The following is a 20,546-nucleotide window of genomic DNA, read 5'->3' on the forward strand; positions in this document are numbered from 1 at the left end:
CTGTTTTGTCGTGCAGCCGGACTGCGCTGCCCCTGACAAAAAGCCCCGCGGCTTTCGCCGCGGGGGGTTATCTTGAGCCTCTGCTCGCAGTTCAGTGCGCCAGGATCGCCAGCAGCAGCAAGGCCACGATGTTGGTGATCTTGATCATCGGGTTCACCGCGGGGCCCGCCGTGTCCTTGTAGGGATCGCCGACGGTGTCGCCGGTCACGGCCGACTTGTGGGCATCGGAGCCCTTGCCGCCGAAGTGACCGTCCTCGATGTACTTCTTGGCGTTGTCCCAGGCACCGCCGCCCGAGGTCATGGATATCGCGACGAACAGGCCCGTCACGATCACGCCGAGCAGCATCGCGCCCACTGCGGAGAAGGCCGCCGACTTGCCAGCCGCGCCGCCGCCCGCGATCGCATAGATCAAGAAGTAGACGACGATCGGCGACAGCACCGGAAGCAGCGAGGGGATGATCATCTCCTTGATCGCCGCCCGGGTCAGCAGGTCGACCGCCTTGCCGTAGTCCGGCTTGTCGGTGCCCTGCATGATGCCCGGCTTCTCGCGGAACTGACGCCGCACCTCCTCGACGATCGCGCCGGCAGCGCGACCAACCGCGGTCATGCCCATCGCGCCGAACAGGTACGGCAGCAGGCCGCCGAACAAGAGACCCACCACGACGTAGGGATTGTTCAGCGAGAAGTCCGGATTGACGCCGGCGAAGTAGGCGTGGTTCGCGGAGTCTCCAACGAAGAACTTGAGGTCCTGGTTGTAGGCCGCGAACAGCACCAGGGCACCGAGACCGGCGGAACCGATCGCGTAGCCCTTGGTCACCGCCTTTGTGGTGTTGCCGACCGCGTCGAGCGCGTCGGTCGACTTGCGCACCTCCTTCGGCAGGCCCGCCATCTCGGCGATGCCGCCGGCGTTGTCGGTCACCGGGCCGAAGGCGTCGAGCGCGACGACCATGCCGGCAAGCGCCAGCATGGTGGCCGTCGCGATCGCGATGCCGAACAGGCCGGCGAGGCTGTAGGTGACCAGGATGCCGGCGATGATGACGAGCGCGGGCAGCGCGGTCGCTTCCATCGAGACGGCGAGGCCCTGGATCACGTTGGTGCCGTGACCGGTCACCGACGCCTGGGCGATCGACTTCACCGGACGATAGTCGGTGCCGGTGTAGTATTCGGTGATCCAGATGATCAGCGCGGTGACGACGAGGCCGACGACGCCGCATTGGAACAGCGCCATGCCGGTATAGTCGACGCCCTCGAGCTTGCCGAAGCCGATCAGATAGTAGATCACGCCGGCGATGCCGATCAGCGACAGGATGCCGGTTGCGATCAGGCCCTTGTAGAGCGCGCCCATGATCGACTGGCTCGGTCCGAGCTTGACGAAGAAGGTGCCGATGATCGAGGTGATGATGCAGATGCCGCCGATCGCGAGCGGCAGCGTCATCATGTTGGCGAGGATCGGCGTCTTGGCGAAGAAGATCGCCGCGAGCACCATGGTGGCGACCGCGGTCACCGCATAGGTCTCGAACAGGTCGGCGGCCATGCCGGCGCAGTCACCGACATTGTCACCAACGTTGTCGGCGATCGTTGCCGGGTTGCGCGGATCGTCCTCGGGAATCCCGGCCTCGACCTTGCCGACGAGGTCGCCGCCGACGTCCGCACCCTTGGTGAAGATGCCGCCGCCGAGACGCGCGAAGATCGAGATCAGCGAGGCACCGAAGCCGAGCGCCACCATGGCGTCGACCACGGTGCGGCTGTCGGGCGCGAGCTTCAGCGAATAGACCAGGAAGCCGAAGTAGAGCGTCACGCCGAGTAGCGCGAGCCCCGCCACCAGCAGTCCGGTGATCGCGCCGGCCTTGAAGGCGAGTTCGAGGCCGCCCGCTAGCGACGTGGTTGCAGCCTGGGCGGTGCGCACATTGGCACGAACCGAGACGTTCATGCCGATGAAGCCGGCCGCCCCCGACAGGATGGCGCCGATGGCAAAACCGATCGCGACGTAGAGCCCGAGGAAATAGGCAAGCAGCACGAAAATGACGATGCCGACGATACCGATCGTAGTGTATTGGCGCCGAAGGTAGGCCTGTGCGCCTTCGCGCACCGCTCCTGCAATCTCCTGCATGCGCGGCGACCCCGCATCCGCACTCAACACCGAAGACGTCGCCCAAATCGCGTAGACGACGGAAAGCGCTCCGCAGAGCACTATCAACCATAATGCTGTCATGTGATTTTTGCCTCAGATCCTTGATGTACCCCCGGCGCCTTTTGTTGTCCGTCGTGCGGTGCGGCGCCTTGATTTTGAACAAGGCCGCCCTCAGGCGGCCTTAGTCGGTTGTGAGCTTGCCAAAATCAAATTGAGGGTGCAACGCCGTAAGCGGCCGAAAAAGCCGATCTGGGCGGGTATTTAGGTCGTAGACGCCCGCTTTGCGGAAATGCCGGCAAACGGCTCTCCGACACACCGACGGGGGCCAGTCCCCCTGCCTCCACCTCAGGCGGCGGGCCTTACGGGATGACGGGACGTTGACGCCATTTCCAAGGTCTGCCCGTCGGCTGTTGTGCGTCGGTTGAAGATCTTGACCTCGTAGATGCCGCCATTGGGGCCGACCTCCTGCGTCACCGACACGACCTGCTCGCGTGTGAGGACGCCGAGCTGCACATCCTGGTCGGGCAGGATGAGCGTCGCCAGCTCATTGACGAACACCATCACAAGATGGCCTTTCACCATGTTGTTCTTCGACAGCAAGCGCAGCTGGCTGTGATAAGGCTGCCGGGTCCAGGCCGATGGCAGGCCGGGATCAACCACGACCTGGATGTTGTTGGTCTCGGGATGCAAGGTAAGCACCATCTTCGCCTGATCGGGCTTCCATTGCATGGACATCGTCGACTCGGTTTTCCAGAGACAATTGAACGCCGCGCACTCGCTCGGCAGACTGTCGTGGATCGTGCAGCCCCGGCCGGGCTTGCAATGCGAGCACCACTTGCCGGCGGCCTTGCCGAGCTCGACCACATTGTAAACCTTGCAACAGAGCGTGCAGCTTCCGCACTCCCTCCCGGGAACAACCCGCGCCCCGCTCAAACTCGAAACGGCCCCCGTCATCCGAATCACATCCCCAGCTGCTTTGCATCCATGGCGCAGATACAGCTGTTTGCTGTCGCCGGGGTTGCGATCGCCAACAGCAACATGCGACCGGGAACAGCCAGAGGACAGATCCGGTTCGACGAGGCGGACTTGAATTCAGAAGTGGCTGTAGGACAGGCGCTTGAGGACCAGCTCCCTGCCCTGACCGTCGATAAAGCGGGGCGGCGTCGCCCCTTGCACGATAGATCCGATCGCCGTGATCGCCACGCCCGCCGCCCGTCCCGCCGCCATGAAGGCTTCGGCTCGGCCTGTCGGAACGGCACACAGGACCTCGTAATCATCGCCTCCGGCCACGAGCGCTTCGATCCCAACGGCTCCGCGCGTGACCAGCCCAGCGGCCGGACCGGACAGCGGCACGCTCGCGGCTTCGATGACCGCCGAGACCCCGGAGGCCGCGCAAAGCTTTGCGAGATCGCCCGCGAGCCCGTCGGACACGTCCATCGCGGCGCTGGCGTGCTCGCGCACGGCCCGCGCCAGCACATTGCGCGGCTGCGGAATGTGGTAGCGCCGGACCAGCATCTCCCAGGACGACGGATCGAGCGCCTGCTTGACGTTGCCGCCTTTGAGAATGTCGAGACCGAGCGCGGCGTCGCCGATCGTCCCGGTCACCATGACACGATCGCCGGGCCTGGCCCCGGTACGCCCGACCATGCGCCCCGAGGGCGTACGGCCGAACGCCGTGATCGAGATCATCTGCGGACCGGGTGTCGAGACCGTGTCGCCGCCGAGCAGCGGGCACGCGAAGGCGCTGGCATCCTCGCCGAGCGCATCCGCAAAGGGGCGCAGCCACGCATCGTCGGCGCCGCGCAGCGCCAGCGTTAGTACGAAGCCGGCCGGAGTGGCGCCCTTGGCCGCGAGATCGGACAGATTCACCCGCAGCGCCTTGCGCGCGATGGTGCCGGGCGGATCATCTGCAAGATAATGCACGCCTTCGACAACGGCGTCCGTGGTGACGACGATGTCCTCACCGGCGGATTTCAGGACCGCGGCGTCATCGACCAGCCCGAACGCGCCGGGATCAGTCGCCAGCGGCTTGAAATAGCGCGCGATGAGGGAGTCTTCGCCGGATATCTGCTTCTTGTCCTGTGTCACGACAGCAGATCCGTCATCCTGAGGTGCGAGCCCTTGCGAGCCTCGAAGGATGCACGGCCGAAGTGCACCTTCAGCGGCACGCCGCCACCCTTCGAGGCCTCCGCTTCGCTACGGCACCTCAGGATGACGGCTACGGCCAAGGTCATCGTCTCGTCTACCCCCGCCCGAACTCGTCGCCGCGAAACTGGCGGCCGATTTGGTCGAGCACCGCATTGACCATGCCGGTTTCCTCGCGGTCGACGAAGGCATTGGCGACGTCGACATATTCGGACACGACGACGCGGCCGGGAACGTCCTTGCGATGCTGCAGCTCATAGGCCCCTGCCCGCAGCACCGCGCGCAGGATCGCCTCGATCCGCTTTAACGGCCAGCCCTTGGACAGCGCCTCGTCGATCAAGGGGTCGAGCTTCTTCTGGTCGCGCACGACGCCGGAGACGACGTCGCGGAAGAACGCAGCTTCGGCCGGCAGATAGGTGTCGCCCTCGACCTCGTTGCCGAGCCAGTGGCTCTCGAACTCGGCGAAGATGTCGTTGATGCCGGCACCCGCAATGTCCATCTGGTACAGCGCCTGCACGGCCGCGAGCCGTGCCGCACCCCGCCGGTTCGCCTTCCTCTCCGGAGCACCCGCCGGTTTCCTGGTGGTGTCAGCCATGGCTCAGCCCCGCGCCAGGCGGCGTTTGATGCGCAGCATCGCAAGTGCTGCCCGCGCGGCATCGCCGCCCTTGTTGAGCTCGCTGGCGCGCGCCCGCGCCCAGGCCTGTGCCTCGGTATTGACGGTGAGAATGCCGTTGCCGAGCGGCAGCTTTCGCGCCACCGCAAGGTCCATCAGCGCGCGCGAGGATTCCTGCGAGACGATCTCGAAATGGATGGTGTCGCCGCGGATCACGCAGCCGAGCGCGATCACCGCGTCGTAGGGCTTGCCATTGGCGGCCGCGGCGTCGACCGCGATGGCCACCGCCGCCGGGATCTCCAGCGCACCGGGAACCGTGATCACGTCATGCGTCAGGCCGGCGGCCTTCAGCTCGGCCACCGCACCGTCCAGAAGCGCGTCCTGGAGATCGTCATAGAACCGCGCCTCGACAATCAGCGCACGCGCGCCGGAGATGTCGGTCTGGTCCTTCAGAGGTGCGCGCCGCGCGTCTGCCATCGTCTAAATCCGTTCTACAGAGGTCGGCGCGTTATGTAGTCGCCGCAGGCGGGTAAGCCAAGTTTTAAACTGTCGTTCCGGGGCGCGAAGCGAGCCCGGAATCTCGAGATTCCGGGTCTGGTCCTTCCGACCATCCCGGAATGACCGGCTGCGCCGGTCACTTCATTTCCGTCAGCCGCGCTGCGTAGCGGGCCATCAGGTCGACCTCGATATTGACCTCGGCGCCCGCCGTCCAGCCACCGATCGTTGTGACTGTCAGCGTGTGCGGGATGATCAGCACCGAAAAGCTCACGTCCTTGACCGTATTGATCGTCAGCGACACGCCGTCGAGCGTGATCGAGCCCTTGGTGGCGATGAACCGCGCCAGCTCGCGCGTGGTGCTGAGCTCGAACCGAGCCATGTCGGGCAAATCCTCGCGGCTGACGATAGTCGCGATGCCATCGGCATGGCCTGCGACGATATGGCCGCCGAGCTCGTCACCGATCTTGAGCGCGCGCTCGAGATTGAGCCTCGTGCCCACTTTCCAGTGTTTTGCGGTCGTCAGCGCCAGCGTCTCGGCAGCAGCATCGACGTCAAACCAGGTTTTGCCGCCCTCGACGCCGGAAGCGACCACCGTCAGGCAGACGCCATTGCAGGCGATCGAGGCGCCGTCGGCGATGGTGGCGCGATCGTAGCGGCAGGCGATGCGCAGACGATGCAGCTGTCCCTGCGCCGTTGGCGTGAAGCTGACGATCTCGCCGATATCGGTGACAATGCCGGTGAACATTACGAGCGCTCGTAGATAGTGAGAGTATCCCTGTCGAATGTCTCGCTAGCATGAACCTTGTAGGCCTGCGACTGCGTGATTTTCGACAGGGGCATTGCATCGAGCGCATCCACCCCAGCGGCGCCGACCGCTTCCGCTCCGCGGAACAGCCAGATCTCGTCGACGAGATCGGCCGCCACGAATGATGCAGCAACCCGGCTGCCGCCCTCGACCATCAGCCGCGTGATACCTTTCTCGGCCAACGCATGCAGCACGGCCGGAAGATCGAGCCCGGAGGCGTTGCCCGGCGGCATTCGCATGATTTGCACGCCGGCAGCGCCGAGGCGGGTCGCGGCGGCTGCTTCCGCAAGCCCCGAGCCGAACACCCAAAGCGGCGTCTCTCGCGCGGAGCGCACCAGCTGGCTCGATGCGGGAATGCGCAGGCTCTGGTCGAGCACCGCGCGCACCGGCGAGCGCGCCGCCATGCCCGGCAGGCGGCAGTTGAGCTGAGGATCGTCCGCCAGCACCGTGCCGATACCGACCAGGATCGCATCGCTCTGCGCGCGGAGCAGATGCACGCGATTGCGCGCCGCCTCCCCCGTGATCGCGAGCGGCTTGCCGCCGGCGGCGCCGATCTTGCCGTCGGGCGAGACCGCGAGCTTCAGGATGACATGTGGGCGCTTGTCCCGGATACGGCGGAAATGTCCGGCGTGGTCGAACGCGGCTTCCGCCGCGCAGAGGCCAACGTCGACGGCGATGCCGGCGGCGCGCAGGCGCGCGTGGCCCTGGCCCGCGACTTCCGGATTGGGATCCTCGATCGCCGTCACCACGCGCTTGATGCCTGCGGCGATCACCGCGTCCGCGCAAGGCGGCGACTTGCCGAAATGCGAGCACGGCTCCAGCGTGACATAGAGCGTGGCGCCCCGCGCCGCCTCTCCTGCGCGCCGCAGCGCTTCAGGCTCGGCATGCGGACGTCCACCGGGCTGCGTCCAGCCGCGACCGACGATGACGCCGTCCTTGACGATGACGGCGCCGACGGCCGGATTGGGCCAGGTGCGCCCCTGCCCGCGCATACCCAACGCCAAAGCAAGCTGCATGAAACGGCGATCGGCGTCCTTGGCGTCGCGGGCCTTCTGCGCGAACTGATCTTCCAGGATACGGAAGATCATTTGCGGATCGCGGCGAGCCGCGCTTCCTCCTCACCGGAGAGCTCGCCGAGCACGTCGGCGAAATCCTTGGCCTCGCGGAAATTGCGGTAGACCGAGGCGAAGCGCACATAGGCGACGTCGTCGAGCGTGCGCAGATGCTCCATCACGGTCTCGCCGATCACCTCGGAGGAGATCTCCGCCTCGCCACCGGTCTCGAGCTCGCGCACGATGGTGGAGACCATCTTCTCCACCCGTTCGGGCTCGACCTGCCGCTTGCGCAAGCTGATCTGCACCGAGCGCATCAGCTTGTCGCGGTCGAACGGCACGCGGCGGCCGTTGCGCTTGATCACCGTGAGCTCGCGCAGCTGCACGCGCTCGAAGGTGGTGAAGCGGAAATTGCAGGCGACGCATACGCGCCGCCTGCGGATAACGGAAGAGTCCTCGGTCGGACGCGAGTCCTTTACCTGCGTATCGAGACTGTTGCAGTTCGGGCAGCGCATCCGTTTGCCTTGACCTTACTGGTAGATCGGGAACCGGTCGGTGAGCGCCTTGACCCGTTCCTTGATCGCGGCTTCCACCAGCGGCGCCTTGCCGTCGTCGGACTGCGCGATCGCGTTGAGGACCTCGGCGATCATGCCGCCCACCTGCTGAAACTCGGCAACGCCGAAGCCGCGGGTCGTCGCAGCCGGCGTGCCCAGGCGCAGGCCCGAGGTCACGAACGGCTTTTCCGGATCGAACGGGATACCGTTCTTGTTGCAGGTGATGGCGGCGCGGACCAGCGCCTTCTCCGAGACGTTGCCCTTCAGGCCCTTCGGCCTGAGGTCAACGAGCATCAGATGGTTATCGGTGCCGCCGGAGACGATGTCGAAGCCATGGCCCTTCAGCGTCTCGGCCAAGGCTTTGGCATTCTCGACGATGTTCTTCGCATAGACCTTGAAGTCCGGACGCAGCGCCTCGCCGAAGGCGACCGCCTTCGCCGCGATCACATGCATCAGCGGACCGCCCTGCAGGCCAGGGAAGATCGCCGAGTTGAGCTTCTTGGCGAGCGTCTCGTCATTGGTGAGGATGAGGCCGCCGCGCGGACCGCGCAGCGACTTGTGGGTCGTGGTCGTGGTGACGTGCGCATACGGCACGGGTGAAGCATGCACGCCGCCGGCGACAAGACCTGCGAAGTGCGCCATGTCGACGAGCAGATACGCGCCGACGCTGTCAGCGATCTCGCGGAAACGCTTGAAGTCCCAGGCACGCGAATAGGCCGAGCCGCCGGCGATGATCAGCTTCGGCTTGACCTCTTCGGCCTGCTTGGCGACCGCGTCCATGTCGATGATCTGGTCCTCGCGGCGCACGGTGTAGTGCGCGGCCTTGAACCACTTGCCGCTCATGTTGACGGGCGAGCCGTGGGTGAGATGGCCGCCGGCCGCGAGGTCGAGACCCATGAAGGTGTCGCCCGGCTGCAGCAGCGCCAGGAACACCGCCTGATTCATCTGGCTGCCGGAGTTCGGCTGCACGTTGGCGAAGTTCGCACCGAACAGCTTCTTGGCGCGATCGATCGCGAGGTTCTCGGCGACGTCGACCCACTCACAACCGCCATAGTAGCGCGCGCCCGGATAGCCTTCCGCGTATTTGTTGGTCATCACCGAGCCCTGCGCTTCCAGCACTGCACGGCTGACGATGTTCTCGGAGGCGATCAGCTCGATCTCATGGCTCTGCCGGCCGAGTTCGCCCTTGATGGCGGCGGCGATCTCCGGGTCGGCCTGGTTGAGCGAGGCGGTGAAAAACGAATCGGGTGCGGAGGCGGTTTGGGCGAGGGTCATCTTGCGAATATCTCCACCGCCGCAGCCTTTTGGCGGGCTCCGGGCGGGTCTGGTGTGGCGATTGGAAGCGGCGAGCGCGATCTACCACATCGCCCGCCCCCGGCCAAGTATTTGCGGGTCGGACCTGATATTTATGCAAGATATGGTGGCGATTGGAGGATTTGGGCGCTGGGGCGGCCCTACCAAGCCGCTCGTCAGCGAACATCCAGCATAGGGCCGATTTGAGCCCCAAACCCCGCGTCTGAAACCGCCCGCCCAGGGCGGCGTCCCATCACAGCCCCGTATACCCCGCTTTGATGGGGTCGACGCTGCCATCGAGCTGGCGCAGATAAGTCAGGCCGCAGACGGTCAACCTGTGGGGGTCCTTCTCGCCGGCTTCCATCAAAGTGTTCAGGTAGTTCGTGACCTTGACCCGCGCCTCCTCGCTGGCCGCCGCCGTGCGGTTGGCGAGCAGGTCATAGGTCTGCATGATGCGGTCGATGGCAGCTTCCATGGCCCCCTCAGGTTCTTGCTGGTTTTGCGGGATTTGATCAGGCAACCGCTCTGGCCTCGGGCTCTGCCTCGAACCGGGCGATCGCCTTGTTGGCGAGCCTGAGCTTGTTGAACTCGCCTTGCTGGAGCAGCCTGATGATGATCTCGAGCAGGCGTTCGTTGGTGACGAGTGAGTCGGGAATTGCACCGGAGCGACGGAGGTAGTTCGCGGCAATGGCGTAGGCATCGCTCACGAGTTCGACGTTCATTACCTGAGGCCCGCGCTCGACCAGCATCGCATCCTCCGATCCGGAGAAACAACTGCTGCGCGAGGAACTGGTTCCGCCCGGCCCGGTAATTTTTTCGCAGTCGCGAAGACGACAAAACGCACCGGTCCGGGCAGGAGCCGGGCCGGCGCGCTTGGGGAAGTTAGGCACGTTCGGGAGGCTTGCCGGTCTTGTTGCGGGCCGGCTTGGCCTTGATCCCTCCGAAAGAGCTCAGAGGCGATACAGGATCTGGTCGGTCCAGAACCGCTCGAGGCGGTGCAGCGACTTGTTGAGGGTCGAGAATTCCTCGCCCGAGATGCCACCGACCTGCTCAACCGTCTTGACGTGCTTTTGGTAGAGCGCGTCGACGATGCGGCGGACTTCCTGGCCCTGCGGGGTCAGGCGGATGCGCACCGAGCGGCGATCAACACGCGAACGCTGATGATCGAGGAAGCCGAGCTCGACGAGCTTCTTCAGATTGTACGAGACGTTGGAGCCCAGATAGTAACCGCGCGTGCGCAACTCGCCTGCGGTCAGCTCCTTGTCGCCGATGTTGTAGAGCAGGAGCGCCTGCACCGAATTGATGTCCGCACGGCCGCGGCGATCGAACTCGTCCTTGATGACGTCGAGGAGACGACGATGCAGCCGCTCCACCAGAGTCAAAGCTTCCAGATAGAGCGACTGCACCGAGCCCTGCTGGCCGGAGACGCGCTCTGCGGTATCTGCCGCAGTTGCGACGGCTTTCATCATGACACTTCCCCTGTTGTCGTTTTTATCGACACTTATTCGACGAAACTTTTGTCCCGCCTGATAGGTGCAACTTAAGGGGCCCGATTGAAGATCAGCTTAAACAAGACAATAAAGAGATCATGAATTTAAGACAGTGAATTGCGTATTAAGCCTGTGCCACAAGGACTTTTCGCAACCGTCTGTTGACCCTCGCAAGGTCCTGTTCACCCTCCGTCCGCCTCGATTGTCGCATTCCAGAACAGCCCCGCCCCGTTTCGAAACGTGTGCGTAACAGCTGTGGCGGAAACACGCTGGTTAGCGAAAAGTTAGAGCGAATTTTACGCAACGATCGGTCAACCAAGCGCGCACATCTCCGTTCTCTTGTCCCGGACAAGCGAAGCGCCGATCCGGGACCCAAAAGCCACAAACGAGATCGCGCAGAGATGGGCCCCGGCTCTGCAGTGCATCACGCCGCAAGCGCGGCGCGCTGCGCTGCGTCCGGGGCACGGGAGACAGCATGTTGAGCCGTCTGCGCGCTACGGCGGCCGTTCGCGCGCGGCCATCCAGGCGAGCGCGAGATAGGCGGCGAGCATGAAGGCCTCGACGCCGACCACGATCAGGCTGCCGCCGTAGATGCCGGGGAACATCAGCTCGATCACGGCCATCGACACGACAGTCGTGAGCCACACCACCGCGCCCCACGGCGTTGCCAACCATAGGCCGACAGCGGCGACGAGCTCGATCACGGCGAAGTACACGGTTGCGGCCTGCCAGGCCATCGACTGGTTCTCGAACGCCTCGTCCTCGCCGCCGACGAAGCCGGTGACCTGCGCCCAGTGATAAAGGCCCTTGAGGATCGAGAGCAGAGCCATCACCCGCAGGAACAGCACGAGCCGACGCGTCCAGACACTGTCGTCGGACTCGTGACGCTCCGACGAGATCGCCGCCACCGACATTGCATTGTCTCTGGCATTGTCTCTGACGGCGTCCCTGGCGCTGTCACGGGCCGCATCGCGGGTGGAGATCTCTGACATGGCACCCTTCTGGCTGCTTTGCCCCGCAAAATCAATCGGCTGCCATCCCTTGCGGCAGGTCAAGCCGCGGTGACGGGAACCGTGCGAACTGGTATAAGAATAATTCCAGCCGGAGGAAGAGTAATGGCGATCAAATACGGACGTCCGATCGAATTGCGCGAGGTTTCGCGCCGGGATGGCACAACAGCCTCCCCTGCCCTCGATCTGACCGTCCGGCCGCGCCGCAACCGCAAGGCCGAATGGGCCCGGCGGATGGTGCGCGAGAATGTGCTCACGACGGATGACCTGATCTGGCCGCTGTTCCTGATCGACGGCCACAACAAGCGCGAGCAGGTCGCCTCGATGCCCGGCGTCGACCGCCTCAGCGTCGATCAGGCCGTACGCGAGGCCGAGCGAGCAATGAAGCTCACCATCCCCTGCATCGCGCTGTTTCCCTACACCGATCCGTCCCTGCGCGACGAGGAAGGTTCGGAGGCCACTAACCCGAACAACCTCGTCTGCCAGGCCGTGCGCGCGATCAAGAAGGAGTTTCCCGAGATCGGCATCCTCTGCGACGTCGCGCTCGACCCCTTCACCAGCCACGGCCATGACGGCCTGATCTCCGACGGCAAGATCCTGAACGACGAGACAGTCGCCGTGCTGGTGCGTCAGGCGCTGGTGCAGGCCGAAGCCGGCTGCGACATCATCGCGCCCTCCGACATGATGGACGGCCGCGTCGCCGCGATCCGCGAGGCGCTCGATCGCACCGGCCTTCTCGACGTGCAGATCATGGCCTATGCGGCCAAATATGCCTCCGCCTTCTACGGCCCGTTCCGTGATGCGATCGGCTCGGCGAAGACGCTGACTGGCGACAAGCGCACCTATCAGATGGACAGCGCCAACACCGACGAGGCGCTCCGCGAGGTCGAGCTCGACATCGCCGAAGGCGCCGACATGGTGATGGTGAAGCCCGGCATGCCCTATCTCGACGTGGTCCGCCGCGTGAAGGACACGTTTGCGATGCCGACCTTCGCTTACCAGGTCTCCGGCGAATACGCGATGATCGCAGCCGCCGCCAACAACGGCTGGCTCGACGGCGACCGCGCCATGATGGAGAGCTTGCTCGCCTTCAAGCGTGCCGGCGCGGATGGTGTGCTCAGCTATTTCGCGCCGAAGGCGGCGGAGAAACTTCGCGCGCAAGGGTAAGTCATCCGCAGGGTGGGCAAAGCGCAGCGTGCCCACCAACTCCAGCGTGGACGACAGCGAGTGATGGTGGGCACGGCGCTAACGCGCCTTTGCCCACCCCAAGAAGTCCGCGCTGGTGGTCCTGCCTCCCAGCGTCGTGCTGGCACCTCCTCCGCCGCCGAATCGCCGGAATATTTCCGCTTCTTGGTGCCGGTGCGCCCTTGGCACGGGGATGATCTGCTCCCATGTCGTGCCCGAGGGTTTTCCCCTGCGAGGACGGACCATGTCGTATGACTCGGGCAATTCAGGCGGCGCCTGGCGCAATGACGGCGCGGCGCAGCCGCACGCCTACGACCCCTATCTGCATCCGGAACTTTTTCGCGGCGTCGCGACGCGGCGGGCGTTCGCCTTCCTGATCGACATGGTCGTGATCTCGGTGCCGGTGATCCTCGGCTACCTCTTCATCGCCGTATTCGGCGTGGTCACGCTCGGCATCGGCTGGGCGCTGTTCTGGCTGGCCTGGCCGGCCTCCGTGATCTGGGCCATCGTCTATTACGGCGCCTGCATCGGTGGTCCGTCATCGGCAACGATCGGCATGAGGGTGATGGATCTGGAGCTGCGCACCTGGTACGGCGCGCCCGGCTATTTCGTGCTCGGCGCCACCCATGCCGTGCTGTTCTGGGTTTTGGTCTCGTTCCTGTCGCCCTTCGTGGTGCTGGTCGGTCTGTTCAACGGCCGCAGGCGCCTGCTGCACGATTTCGTGCTGGGAACTGTCGTGATCAACAACTCGGTCCGCGCACCTGTCCCTCAGGTGGCCAGGACTTACTGAGCAACGCCTTACTGATCAACGACCTACTAACTGGGATCGACTAAGCTGACTGCTGATCTGATCTGCCGAGCAGGCCAATTGACCGGGGGCTTTCGTAGCGCGATGCTATTGCACACTTCGGAGGCCCACGACGTCCCTTGACCCAGCACTCGCGCGACACCCCCCCAATTCTACCTCACGGCGCCGTCCCCCTGCCCCTATCTGCCGGGCCGGCAGGAGCGCAAGGTGTTTACGCACCTCGTGGGTGACCGCGCTGGCGACCTCAACGACCTCCTGACCCATGGCGGGTTCCGCCGCAGCCAGTCGATCGCCTACCGGCCGGCCTGCGACCAGTGCCGTGCCTGCGTCTCGGTCCGGGTCATCGCCAACGAGTTCCGGCCCTCGCGCAACTTCCGCAAGGTGATGGCGCGCAACGCCGACATCATCGGCGAGCAGCGTAGCGCAGTGCCGACCTCCGAGCAGTACTCGATCTTCCGTGCCTATCTCGATGCCCGCCACCGCCATGGCGGCATGGCCGACATGACCGTGCTCGACTACGCCATGATGGTCGAGGACAGCCATGTCGAGACCCGCATCATCGAGTACCGCAAGCGCGGCCCCGACAGCGGCATCACCGGCCGCGGCGAGGAACTGATCGCGGTGGCGCTCACCGACGTGCTCAGCGACGGCCTGTCGATGGTCTATTCGTTCTTCGAGCCAAGCCAGGTCAGCCGCTCGATGGGCACCTTCATGATCCTCGACCACATCGCCCGCGCACGTCGTCAGGGCCTGCCTTACGTGTACCTCGGCTACTGGATCGAGGGATCCAAGAAGATGGACTACAAGGCCCGCTTCCTGCCGCAGCAGCGCCTCGCGCCCTCAGGCTGGCTGCGCGTCGACGCGCAGGGCGATGCGGCGTCCGAGCCGCAGGATTAGCACGCTCACCCGAACAGCGTGTCGACCAACAGCTTCACGTTCAAGATCACGATCACGCCCGCGACGATCCACGCGATCGCAGCGACGTATGGGGAAATCGCGAACTTGCCCATCTTGCGGCGGTCGGAGACGAAACGCACGAGAGGGATGACGGCGAAGGGAAGCTGCATCGACAGCACGACCTGGCTGAGGACCAGCAGATCGGCGGTGCCGCGCTCGCCGTAGATGGCAGTGACGACTATCACCGGAACGATGGCGATGCCGCGCGTGACCAGGCGGCGCGCCCAGCGCGGCAGACTCAAATGGAGAAAGCCCTCCATCACGATCTGGCCGGCGAGCGTCGCCGTCACCGTCGAGTTGAGACCCGACGCAAGCAGAGCCACCGCGAACAGCGTCGAGGCAATGCTGAGGCCGAGCAGCGGCGACAAGAGTTCGAACGCCTGGCCGATCTCGGCAACGTCGGAATGGCCGCTTTTGTGGAAGGTCGCAGCCGCCACCACGAGGATCGCAGCGTTGATGAACAGCGCCAGCATCAGAGCGATGGTCGAGTCGGTCGTCGCCCATTTGATCGCCTCGCGCCGGCCTGTGTCGTTACGTTCATAGGCGCGCGTCTGCACGATCGAGGAGTGCAGATAGAGATTGTGCGGCATCACGGTCGCACCGATGATGCCGATCGCGATGTAGAGCATCTCAGGATTGGTGAAGATCTCGGCCTTCGGCGCGAAGCCGCGCAGGACTTCCGCGACCGGTGGCGCTGCCGCCACGATCTGGATCGCGAAGCAGACTGCGATCACCGCGAGCAGTGCCATGACGAAGGCTTCGAGGAAACGGAAGCCGCGGTTCATCAACAGCAGCAGCAGGAAGGCATCGAGAGCGGCGATCAGCGCACCGCCGATCAGCGGGATCCCGAACAGAAGCTTGAGCGCAATCGCTGTGCCAATGACCTCGGCGAGATCGCAGGCGATGATCGCCGCCTCGCAGATAAGCCAGAGCAGGAAATTCACCGCTGGCGAATAGGTCGCGCGGCAGGCCTGCGCGAGATCGCGGTCGGTGACAATGCCGAGCCTCGCCGCCAGCGACTGCAGCAGGATCGCCATCAAGTTCGAGAGCAGAATGACCGAGAGCAGCGTGTAACCGAACCTCGATCCACCCGCGAGGTCGGTCGCCCAGTTGCCGGGGTCCATGTAGCCGACCGAGATCATGTAGCCCGGGCCGACGAACGCAAGCAGCCGCCGCCACCACACACCCGCCGTGGGGACAGCGACTGAGGCGTTTACCTCGGCCAGGCTCTTGGTGGTGGGAGCGTCAGTGCGCCAGCCGGCGGCATCAGTGGTCAAATCGGGCGATCGGGCATCCATGAGGCGAGAATACCGAAGTCGAGGCTTATTGCAACTAATTTGCAACTGCATCTAGCAGTATCGGTTCCGCCGCGCCCGTTGTTCGCCGCCATGTCGGGAAGCGGGTGGGTTTGGCTCTCCCCGGAAGCGGATACTGCCGCGAACTCGACTTAGCAGGAAATGAGCCATGTCAAATCCGCCTCGCCTCCCCGACACATTCAACCGCCTGGCCTGGTCGAACCTCGCGGCGCAGTCGGCCGAGCAGATCGCGCTAGCCGCGGCCCCCATCGTCGCGGTGCTCACGCTGGGCGTCGCGGAGGGCCAGACCGGCCTGCTGCAGACCGCCCTCACCCTGCCTTTCGTTCTCTTCGCCATTCCGGCGGGCCTGCTCGCCGACCGCATCTCTCGCCGCTCGCTGATGGCGGGCGCCGAGGCGCTGCGGGCCGCGGCCCTTGCGGCGATCGTGCTGCTGCTCGCGCTCGGCGCGCTCAATTTGCCGCTTCTGGCGCTGCTCGGCTTCGCAGCTGTCTGCGGTACTGTCGTTTACAGCGTGGCCGCGCCGGCGCTGGTGCCGTCGCTGGTGAGCGCGGAGTTGCTGCCGGCCGCGAATGCCCGGATCGAGCTGGCGCGCACCATCGCCTTCGCAAGCGGCCCTGCGCTCGGCGGCGCGCTGGTCGGCTGGTGGGGCGCGAGCCCGGCCTTCGGCTTTGCCGCCGCGCTCTCGGCCATCGCCGTGGTGCTGCTCTCCGGCATCTACGAGCCCTCGCGCCCGCCAGTGCCGCGCCGCCATCCGTTCCAGGACATCCGCGAGGGCGCCGCTTTCGTGTTTCATCATGCGTTGCTGCGGCCGGTGTTCATCACCCAGTTCATCTTCAACACCGGCTGGTTCCTGCAGATTGCCGTGTTCGTGCCCTACGCCGTGCGCCATCTCGGTTTGACGGCGGCTGGCGTCGGCATCGTGCTGACGATGTACGGGGTCGGCATGGTGATCGGCGCGCTGGTTGCAACGCGCGTGATGAAGCGCGTCGCTTTCGGCACGGTGGTCGGCCTCGGCCCGGTCACCGGCTTCGTCGCCGCGGTGGTGATGGCGCTGACGGTGCTGGTCCCCTCGCCCTGGCTCTCGGGCCTCAGCTTCTTCCTGCTCGGCGTGGGGCCGATCCTCTGGGTGATCTCGACGACGACCTTGCGCCAGTCCGTGACGCCGCCGCGCCTTCTTGGCCGCGTCTCCGCCATCAACATCATGAGCTACGGCGCCCGCCCGCTCGGCTCGGCACTGGGGGCGATCGTCGGCGGCGTCTGGAGCGCGGAAGCTTGCCTCTATCTCGCTGCAGCTGTCTTCGGCGCGCAGGCGCTGGTCATCTGGCTCTCGCCAGCGGTAGTGCTGGATCAGCAACCGGCAATGGTGGAGGACGGCGCGGCGGCGCGGGGCTAGCGCCTCCTCGTTATCGAAGCAGCGAGGCTAGTTCGCCAGATACCGCTCGTAGCTCCCCGTCACGGGTTCGCTCGCGTCAACCTCCGGATCGAGCGTGTAGAGATCCTGCGCGCGGCCGATGCCGCGGAGCGCGTAGCGGCCGGTGGAAACGAGATAGCGGCGGCCGGCGGCGTCCAGGCCCTTGTAGAACTCCGCCGACGCCAGGAGCTCGCGGTCGACCGAGCGGCTCATCGAGGCGATGCGGCTGACCTCATTCACGGTCGGCCCGACCACCGTGAAGTCCAGCCGGTCCTCGCTGCCGATATTGCCGTAAAAGACCTCGCCGACGTGCAGGCCGATATAGGCAGACGTGGTGGGGCGGCCGTCGGCCGCCCGCCGCACATTCAGCGCCGCGACGTTCTTGCGGAACAAATGCTCGGCACGCAGCGCCGCGCGGCGGGCGTCCGCCATGTCCTCGCCGGTGAACATCGCGAGCACACCGTCGCCGATCAGCTTCAGCACGTCGCCGCCGGCATCGTGGATTGCGTCGATCACGGCCTGGGCATAGTCGTTGAGGAACGGAATGATCTCGTCGGGGCCGATGCTCTCGCTGATCCCGGTCGAGCCGCGCAAATCCGAATACCACAGCACGGCATCGATGCGCTCGGTGACGCCGCGCGAGATCCGCCCGCGCAGCACCTGCTCGGAGGCATCGCGGCCAAGATAGACGCGCCCCAGCGTGCGCGCGATGTCGACCTGCTGTGCTGACTTGATCGCGAGCCCCAGCACCGGCACGAGATCGCGCATAGCTTCGAGCTCGGCTTCGCCAAAGCCTTCGGGGCGGCGCGTGGTCCAGCAGGAGTAGAAGCAGTCCATCAGGCCGAGCGCGCCGTTCTCGCCGAAGCGATGCACGAAGGCGAGATAGTGCCGGTGGCCCTTCTCGGCGAGCTCTCCGATCTGCGAGAAATCCATCGAGGGAGCGTCCGCAAGATCGATCACCATCTCGTCGTGGCCGTGCTCGAGCATGTGGAAGAACACCGAGCGGCGCCAGCTCTTGGCGGCATCGCCTTCGGCAGTCGAGCCGTATTCGAACGCGTCGCTCTCGTTACTCGGCCGGTCGCTCCAGCGGAAACCGCGCCCCTCATAGATCGGATGCAGCGTGTCGATGACGACGAGCCCGCGCGAGAGTTCCAGCCCTTCGGCGCGGCAGCGCTCGCAGAACCCGCGGAGCAGTTCGTTTTCAGGCAGGCCCGTGAGCCCCTGGCCGGTCAGCCAGTTCATCAGCGCTAGGCGCGAGGTCAATTGCATGCGCCATTATGGCGTGCATTCGTGACGAACGAAAGGCCACGCTCGAACCGCGCGAGGACCAAGGCTCACGTCCTTCGCAGGTCGAATATGCGGCGGCCACGGTTGACGCGCTCGCCACGCGGGCAGCAAATGCTGGTCATGATGACTTTGTCGGCCAGAATCGGAAGCGCGCGCGGATGAGCCAGCGTCAGCTTCCGATCATCCTGGCGCTCGGCACTACGCAGACCCTCGCCTGGGCTTCGAGCTACTATTTGCCGGCACTGCTCGCCGATCCCATCGCGCACGACCTCGGCGTCTCCTCCAACTGGATTTTTGGCGCGTTCTCGGCCTCGCTGGTGATCTCGGCGATGCTCGGCCCACGTATCGGACGCCAGATCGATCTCGTCGGCGGCCGGCAGGTACTGTCGGCTTCGAACCTGACCATCGCCGCCGGCCTCGTCCTGCTCGGCTTTGCGCAATCCGTCCCGGTGATGGCGATCGCCTGGCTCGTGCTCGGCATCGGCATGGCGATGGGGCTCTATGACGCCGCCTTCGCCGCGCTGGGCCGCATCTACGGCACCGAAGCGCGCGGCTCGATCACCGGCATCACGTTGATGGCGGGCTTCGCCTCGACCGTCGGCTGGCCGCTCACCGCCTGGGGTCTGTCGCATATCGGCTGGCGCGAGACCTGCTTTGCCTGGGCGGCCGCCAACATCCTGATCGGCCTGCCCCTCAACTTTTTCATGCTGCCGGCGATCAAGGGTGCCAGGCAGGCGACTAAGACCGCCGAGAAACCGCACGTGCCGCTCGACCGCAAGATGGCCCTGCTCGCCTTCATCTTCGCTGCGGTCTGGACCGTCACCGGTGCGATGGCCGTTCACTTCCCGCGCCTGCTGGAGGCAACAGGCGCGACGCATGTCGAGGCGATCGCGGCCGGCGCGCTGATCGGCCCGGCGCAGGTGGTCGCGCGCATTCTCGAAGCGGGCTTTCTGAGCCGCTTTCATCCGCTGTGGTCGACGCGCCTTGCCTGCCTCACCCACCCGATCGGCGCAGCTGTCGTTGCCATCTTCGGCGCCCCCGCCGCAAGCGCGTTTGCGCTGCTGCACGGCTCGGGCAACGGTATCTTGACGATCGCGCGCGGCACGCTGCCGCTCGCCATCTTCGGCTCGAAGGACTTTGGCTATCGCCTCGGCGTCATCGGCGCACCGGCAAGGATGGCGCAAGCGGTGGCGCCGCTGGCCTTTGGCCTGCTCATTGACGTCATGGGCGCCAAGGTGCTGATCGTCTCCTCCACGTTCAGCCTGTCGGCGCTGGCGGCTTTGTTCCTGATCCGCCCGGAACGGCGGCGGGATTGACCGTGCCTGAGCTTTCGCCCACAAGCGCGCCATGGCCGACGACACCGCCAGCCCGTTCAAGCGCGCCATCCGCTGGGCAACCACGCCGCCACAGGCCTGGGGCGTCTATCTTCTCGCCATCTTGCTGGTGTGGCTGCTGTCGTTCTACGCCGGCACGCTGAAGCCGAAGAAGACGCCGGAAGCGAGCCGGCCCACGGTGAGTGCGCCGCAGAGCTAAGCCGGCTTCGCCTCGCCGGTTGCGATCCAGATGCCGGCGAACACCGCGACCGGCCCAATCAGAAGATTTGGCGTGATCGGCTCGCCGATGAGCAGCGCCGCCAGCAAGGCGGCGGCAATCGGGTTGACCGTCATCGTATTCGCCACCCGGGTCGGCGTTGCCCGCGCCAGCGCCATGACCCAGAGGATGAAGGCGAGCGCGCCGCCGCCAATGCCGAGATAGATTCCGGCGATCCACTGCGCCGTCGTGAAATGATCGAGCGCCGCAAAGCTGCCCTTCACGAGCCCCACCAGCACCAGCACGGCGGCGCCCACGCCCATACCGACGGTGAGAAAGCCAAGAGCGCTGGAGCGCTGCATCAGCGGGCGCGACAGCACGTTGTAGAACGCCATGCAGAACACGGCGCCGGTCATGATCAGCTCGCCGCGCCAGGCGCCCGGCGGGCTCTGCGCGAGGCC

Annotated in this window: 22 protein-coding genes and 1 pseudogene; 6 read left to right on the plus strand and 17 right to left on the minus strand. The window is 65.4% G+C overall.

Annotated features, from left to right (window positions below; genetic code table 11):
• Positions 1–91: 91 nt before the first annotated feature.
• The 14 genes from AC629_RS34570 to AC629_RS34630 form a co-directional block, all read right to left on the minus strand.
• The gene (locus tag AC629_RS34570; protein ID WP_084809252.1) at positions 92–2,212 is read right to left on the minus strand and encodes a sodium-translocating pyrophosphatase; all 2,121 of its coding nucleotides are present in this window, start codon (positions 2,210–2,212) and stop codon (positions 92–94) included.
• A 264-nt stretch (positions 2,213–2,476) separates the two neighbouring features.
• Positions 2,477–2,866, minus strand: coding sequence for a hypothetical protein (locus AC629_RS49245; protein ID WP_245332086.1), 390 nt, complete (start codon positions 2,864–2,866; stop codon positions 2,477–2,479).
• A 357-nt stretch (positions 2,867–3,223) separates the two neighbouring features.
• Complete coding sequence (gene thiL / locus AC629_RS34580; RefSeq protein WP_084809254.1) at positions 3,224–4,219, minus strand: thiamine-phosphate kinase; 996 nt, start codon at positions 4,217–4,219, stop codon at positions 3,224–3,226.
• Entirely contained in the window at positions 4,216–4,359 is a 144-nt protein-coding gene (locus AC629_RS47245) for a hypothetical protein (protein WP_168195650.1), read from the minus strand. Before AC629_RS47245 ends, thiL begins: the two co-directional genes overlap by 4 nt.
• A 14-nt stretch (positions 4,360–4,373) precedes the next feature.
• Positions 4,374–4,871: a transcription antitermination factor NusB gene (gene nusB, locus AC629_RS34585; RefSeq protein WP_074118445.1), complete on the minus strand. Its 498-nt coding sequence runs from the start codon at positions 4,869–4,871 to the stop codon at positions 4,374–4,376.
• Between the two features lie 3 nt (positions 4,872–4,874).
• Positions 4,875–5,366: a 6,7-dimethyl-8-ribityllumazine synthase gene (gene ribH / locus AC629_RS34590; protein WP_084809255.1), complete on the minus strand. Its 492-nt coding sequence runs from the start codon at positions 5,364–5,366 to the stop codon at positions 4,875–4,877.
• Positions 5,367–5,523: 157 nt separating this feature from the next.
• The gene (locus AC629_RS34595) at positions 5,524–6,132 is read right to left on the minus strand and encodes a riboflavin synthase (RefSeq protein WP_084809256.1); all 609 of its coding nucleotides are present in this window, start codon (positions 6,130–6,132) and stop codon (positions 5,524–5,526) included.
• Positions 6,132–7,280 carry a bifunctional diaminohydroxyphosphoribosylaminopyrimidine deaminase/5-amino-6-(5-phosphoribosylamino)uracil reductase RibD gene (gene ribD, locus AC629_RS34600; protein WP_084809257.1) on the minus strand — a complete coding sequence of 383 codons (1,149 nt, stop codon included), beginning with the start codon at positions 7,278–7,280 and terminating at the stop codon, positions 6,132–6,134. The genes AC629_RS34595 and ribD overlap by 1 nt, the downstream gene beginning before the upstream one ends.
• A complete protein-coding gene (gene nrdR / locus AC629_RS34605; protein WP_011087793.1) occupies positions 7,277–7,759 on the minus strand; it encodes a transcriptional regulator NrdR in 483 nt (160 codons plus the stop codon). The genes ribD and nrdR overlap by 4 nt, the downstream gene beginning before the upstream one ends.
• A gap of 15 nt (positions 7,760–7,774) precedes the next feature.
• The gene (gene glyA, locus AC629_RS34610) at positions 7,775–9,073 is read right to left on the minus strand and encodes a serine hydroxymethyltransferase (protein ID WP_084809258.1); all 1,299 of its coding nucleotides are present in this window, start codon (positions 9,071–9,073) and stop codon (positions 7,775–7,777) included.
• A 271-nt stretch (positions 9,074–9,344) separates the two neighbouring features.
• Positions 9,345–9,566, minus strand: a complete 222-nt coding sequence (locus AC629_RS34615; RefSeq protein WP_084809259.1) for a hypothetical protein — start codon at positions 9,564–9,566, stop codon at positions 9,345–9,347.
• A gap of 37 nt (positions 9,567–9,603) precedes the next feature.
• Positions 9,604–9,840 carry a hypothetical protein gene (locus AC629_RS34620; protein ID WP_084809260.1) on the minus strand — a complete coding sequence of 79 codons (237 nt, stop codon included), beginning with the start codon at positions 9,838–9,840 and terminating at the stop codon, positions 9,604–9,606.
• A 201-nt stretch (positions 9,841–10,041) separates the two neighbouring features.
• Positions 10,042–10,560 carry a transcriptional regulator LdtR gene (gene ldtR / locus AC629_RS34625; RefSeq protein ID WP_018320040.1) on the minus strand — a complete coding sequence of 173 codons (519 nt, stop codon included), beginning with the start codon at positions 10,558–10,560 and terminating at the stop codon, positions 10,042–10,044.
• Between the two features lie 515 nt (positions 10,561–11,075).
• Complete coding sequence (locus AC629_RS34630) at positions 11,076–11,573, minus strand: DUF6163 family protein (RefSeq protein ID WP_084809267.1); 498 nt, start codon at positions 11,571–11,573, stop codon at positions 11,076–11,078.
• 123 nt (positions 11,574–11,696) lie between these two features.
• Here AC629_RS34630 and hemB point away from each other — a divergent pair, with 123 nt between their 5' ends.
• From hemB to AC629_RS34645, 3 genes and pseudogenes are all read left to right on the plus strand, one after another.
• The gene (gene hemB / locus AC629_RS34635) at positions 11,697–12,758 is read left to right on the plus strand and encodes a porphobilinogen synthase (protein WP_084809261.1); all 1,062 of its coding nucleotides are present in this window, start codon (positions 11,697–11,699) and stop codon (positions 12,756–12,758) included.
• Positions 12,759–13,020: 262 nt separating this feature from the next.
• Positions 13,021–13,566, plus strand: a complete 546-nt coding sequence (locus AC629_RS34640) for an RDD family protein (protein WP_084809262.1) — start codon at positions 13,021–13,023, stop codon at positions 13,564–13,566.
• Between the two features lie 137 nt (positions 13,567–13,703).
• A pseudogene (locus AC629_RS34645) lies at positions 13,704–14,481 on the plus strand (arginyltransferase).
• 5 nt (positions 14,482–14,486) lie between these two features.
• Here AC629_RS34645 and AC629_RS34650 read toward each other — a convergent pair.
• Positions 14,487–15,839 carry an Nramp family divalent metal transporter gene (locus tag AC629_RS34650; RefSeq protein ID WP_084809263.1) on the minus strand — a complete coding sequence of 451 codons (1,353 nt, stop codon included), beginning with the start codon at positions 15,837–15,839 and terminating at the stop codon, positions 14,487–14,489.
• A 166-nt stretch (positions 15,840–16,005) separates the two neighbouring features.
• Between AC629_RS34650 and AC629_RS34655 the strand changes: the two genes are divergently transcribed.
• Positions 16,006–17,250 (plus strand): MFS transporter, encoded by a 1,245-nt coding sequence (locus AC629_RS34655; protein ID WP_084809264.1) that lies wholly within the window; start codon positions 16,006–16,008, stop codon positions 17,248–17,250.
• 27 nt (positions 17,251–17,277) lie between these two features.
• Here the strand turns inward: AC629_RS34655 and AC629_RS34660 are convergent, their stop codons facing one another.
• Positions 17,278–18,537: an adenylate/guanylate cyclase domain-containing protein gene (locus AC629_RS34660; protein WP_084809265.1), complete on the minus strand. Its 1,260-nt coding sequence runs from the start codon at positions 18,535–18,537 to the stop codon at positions 17,278–17,280.
• 176 nt (positions 18,538–18,713) lie between these two features.
• Here AC629_RS34660 and AC629_RS34665 point away from each other — a divergent pair, with 176 nt between their 5' ends.
• A complete protein-coding gene (locus AC629_RS34665) occupies positions 18,714–19,871 on the plus strand; it encodes an MFS transporter (protein ID WP_084809268.1) in 1,158 nt (385 codons plus the stop codon).
• 31 nt (positions 19,872–19,902) lie between these two features.
• Positions 19,903–20,088 (plus strand): hypothetical protein, encoded by a 186-nt coding sequence (locus AC629_RS34670; protein ID WP_084809266.1) that lies wholly within the window; start codon positions 19,903–19,905, stop codon positions 20,086–20,088.
• Here the strand turns inward: AC629_RS34670 and AC629_RS34675 are convergent.
• Positions 20,085–20,546, minus strand: a 462-nt coding sequence (locus tag AC629_RS34675) for a DMT family transporter (RefSeq protein WP_168195651.1), incomplete at its 5' end; no start/stop codon positions are given. The genes AC629_RS34670 and AC629_RS34675 overlap by 4 nt on opposite strands.

This window comes from Bradyrhizobium sp. NAS80.1, assembly GCF_001908205.1.
Taxonomy (GTDB): Bacteria; Pseudomonadota; Alphaproteobacteria; order Rhizobiales; family Xanthobacteraceae; genus Bradyrhizobium.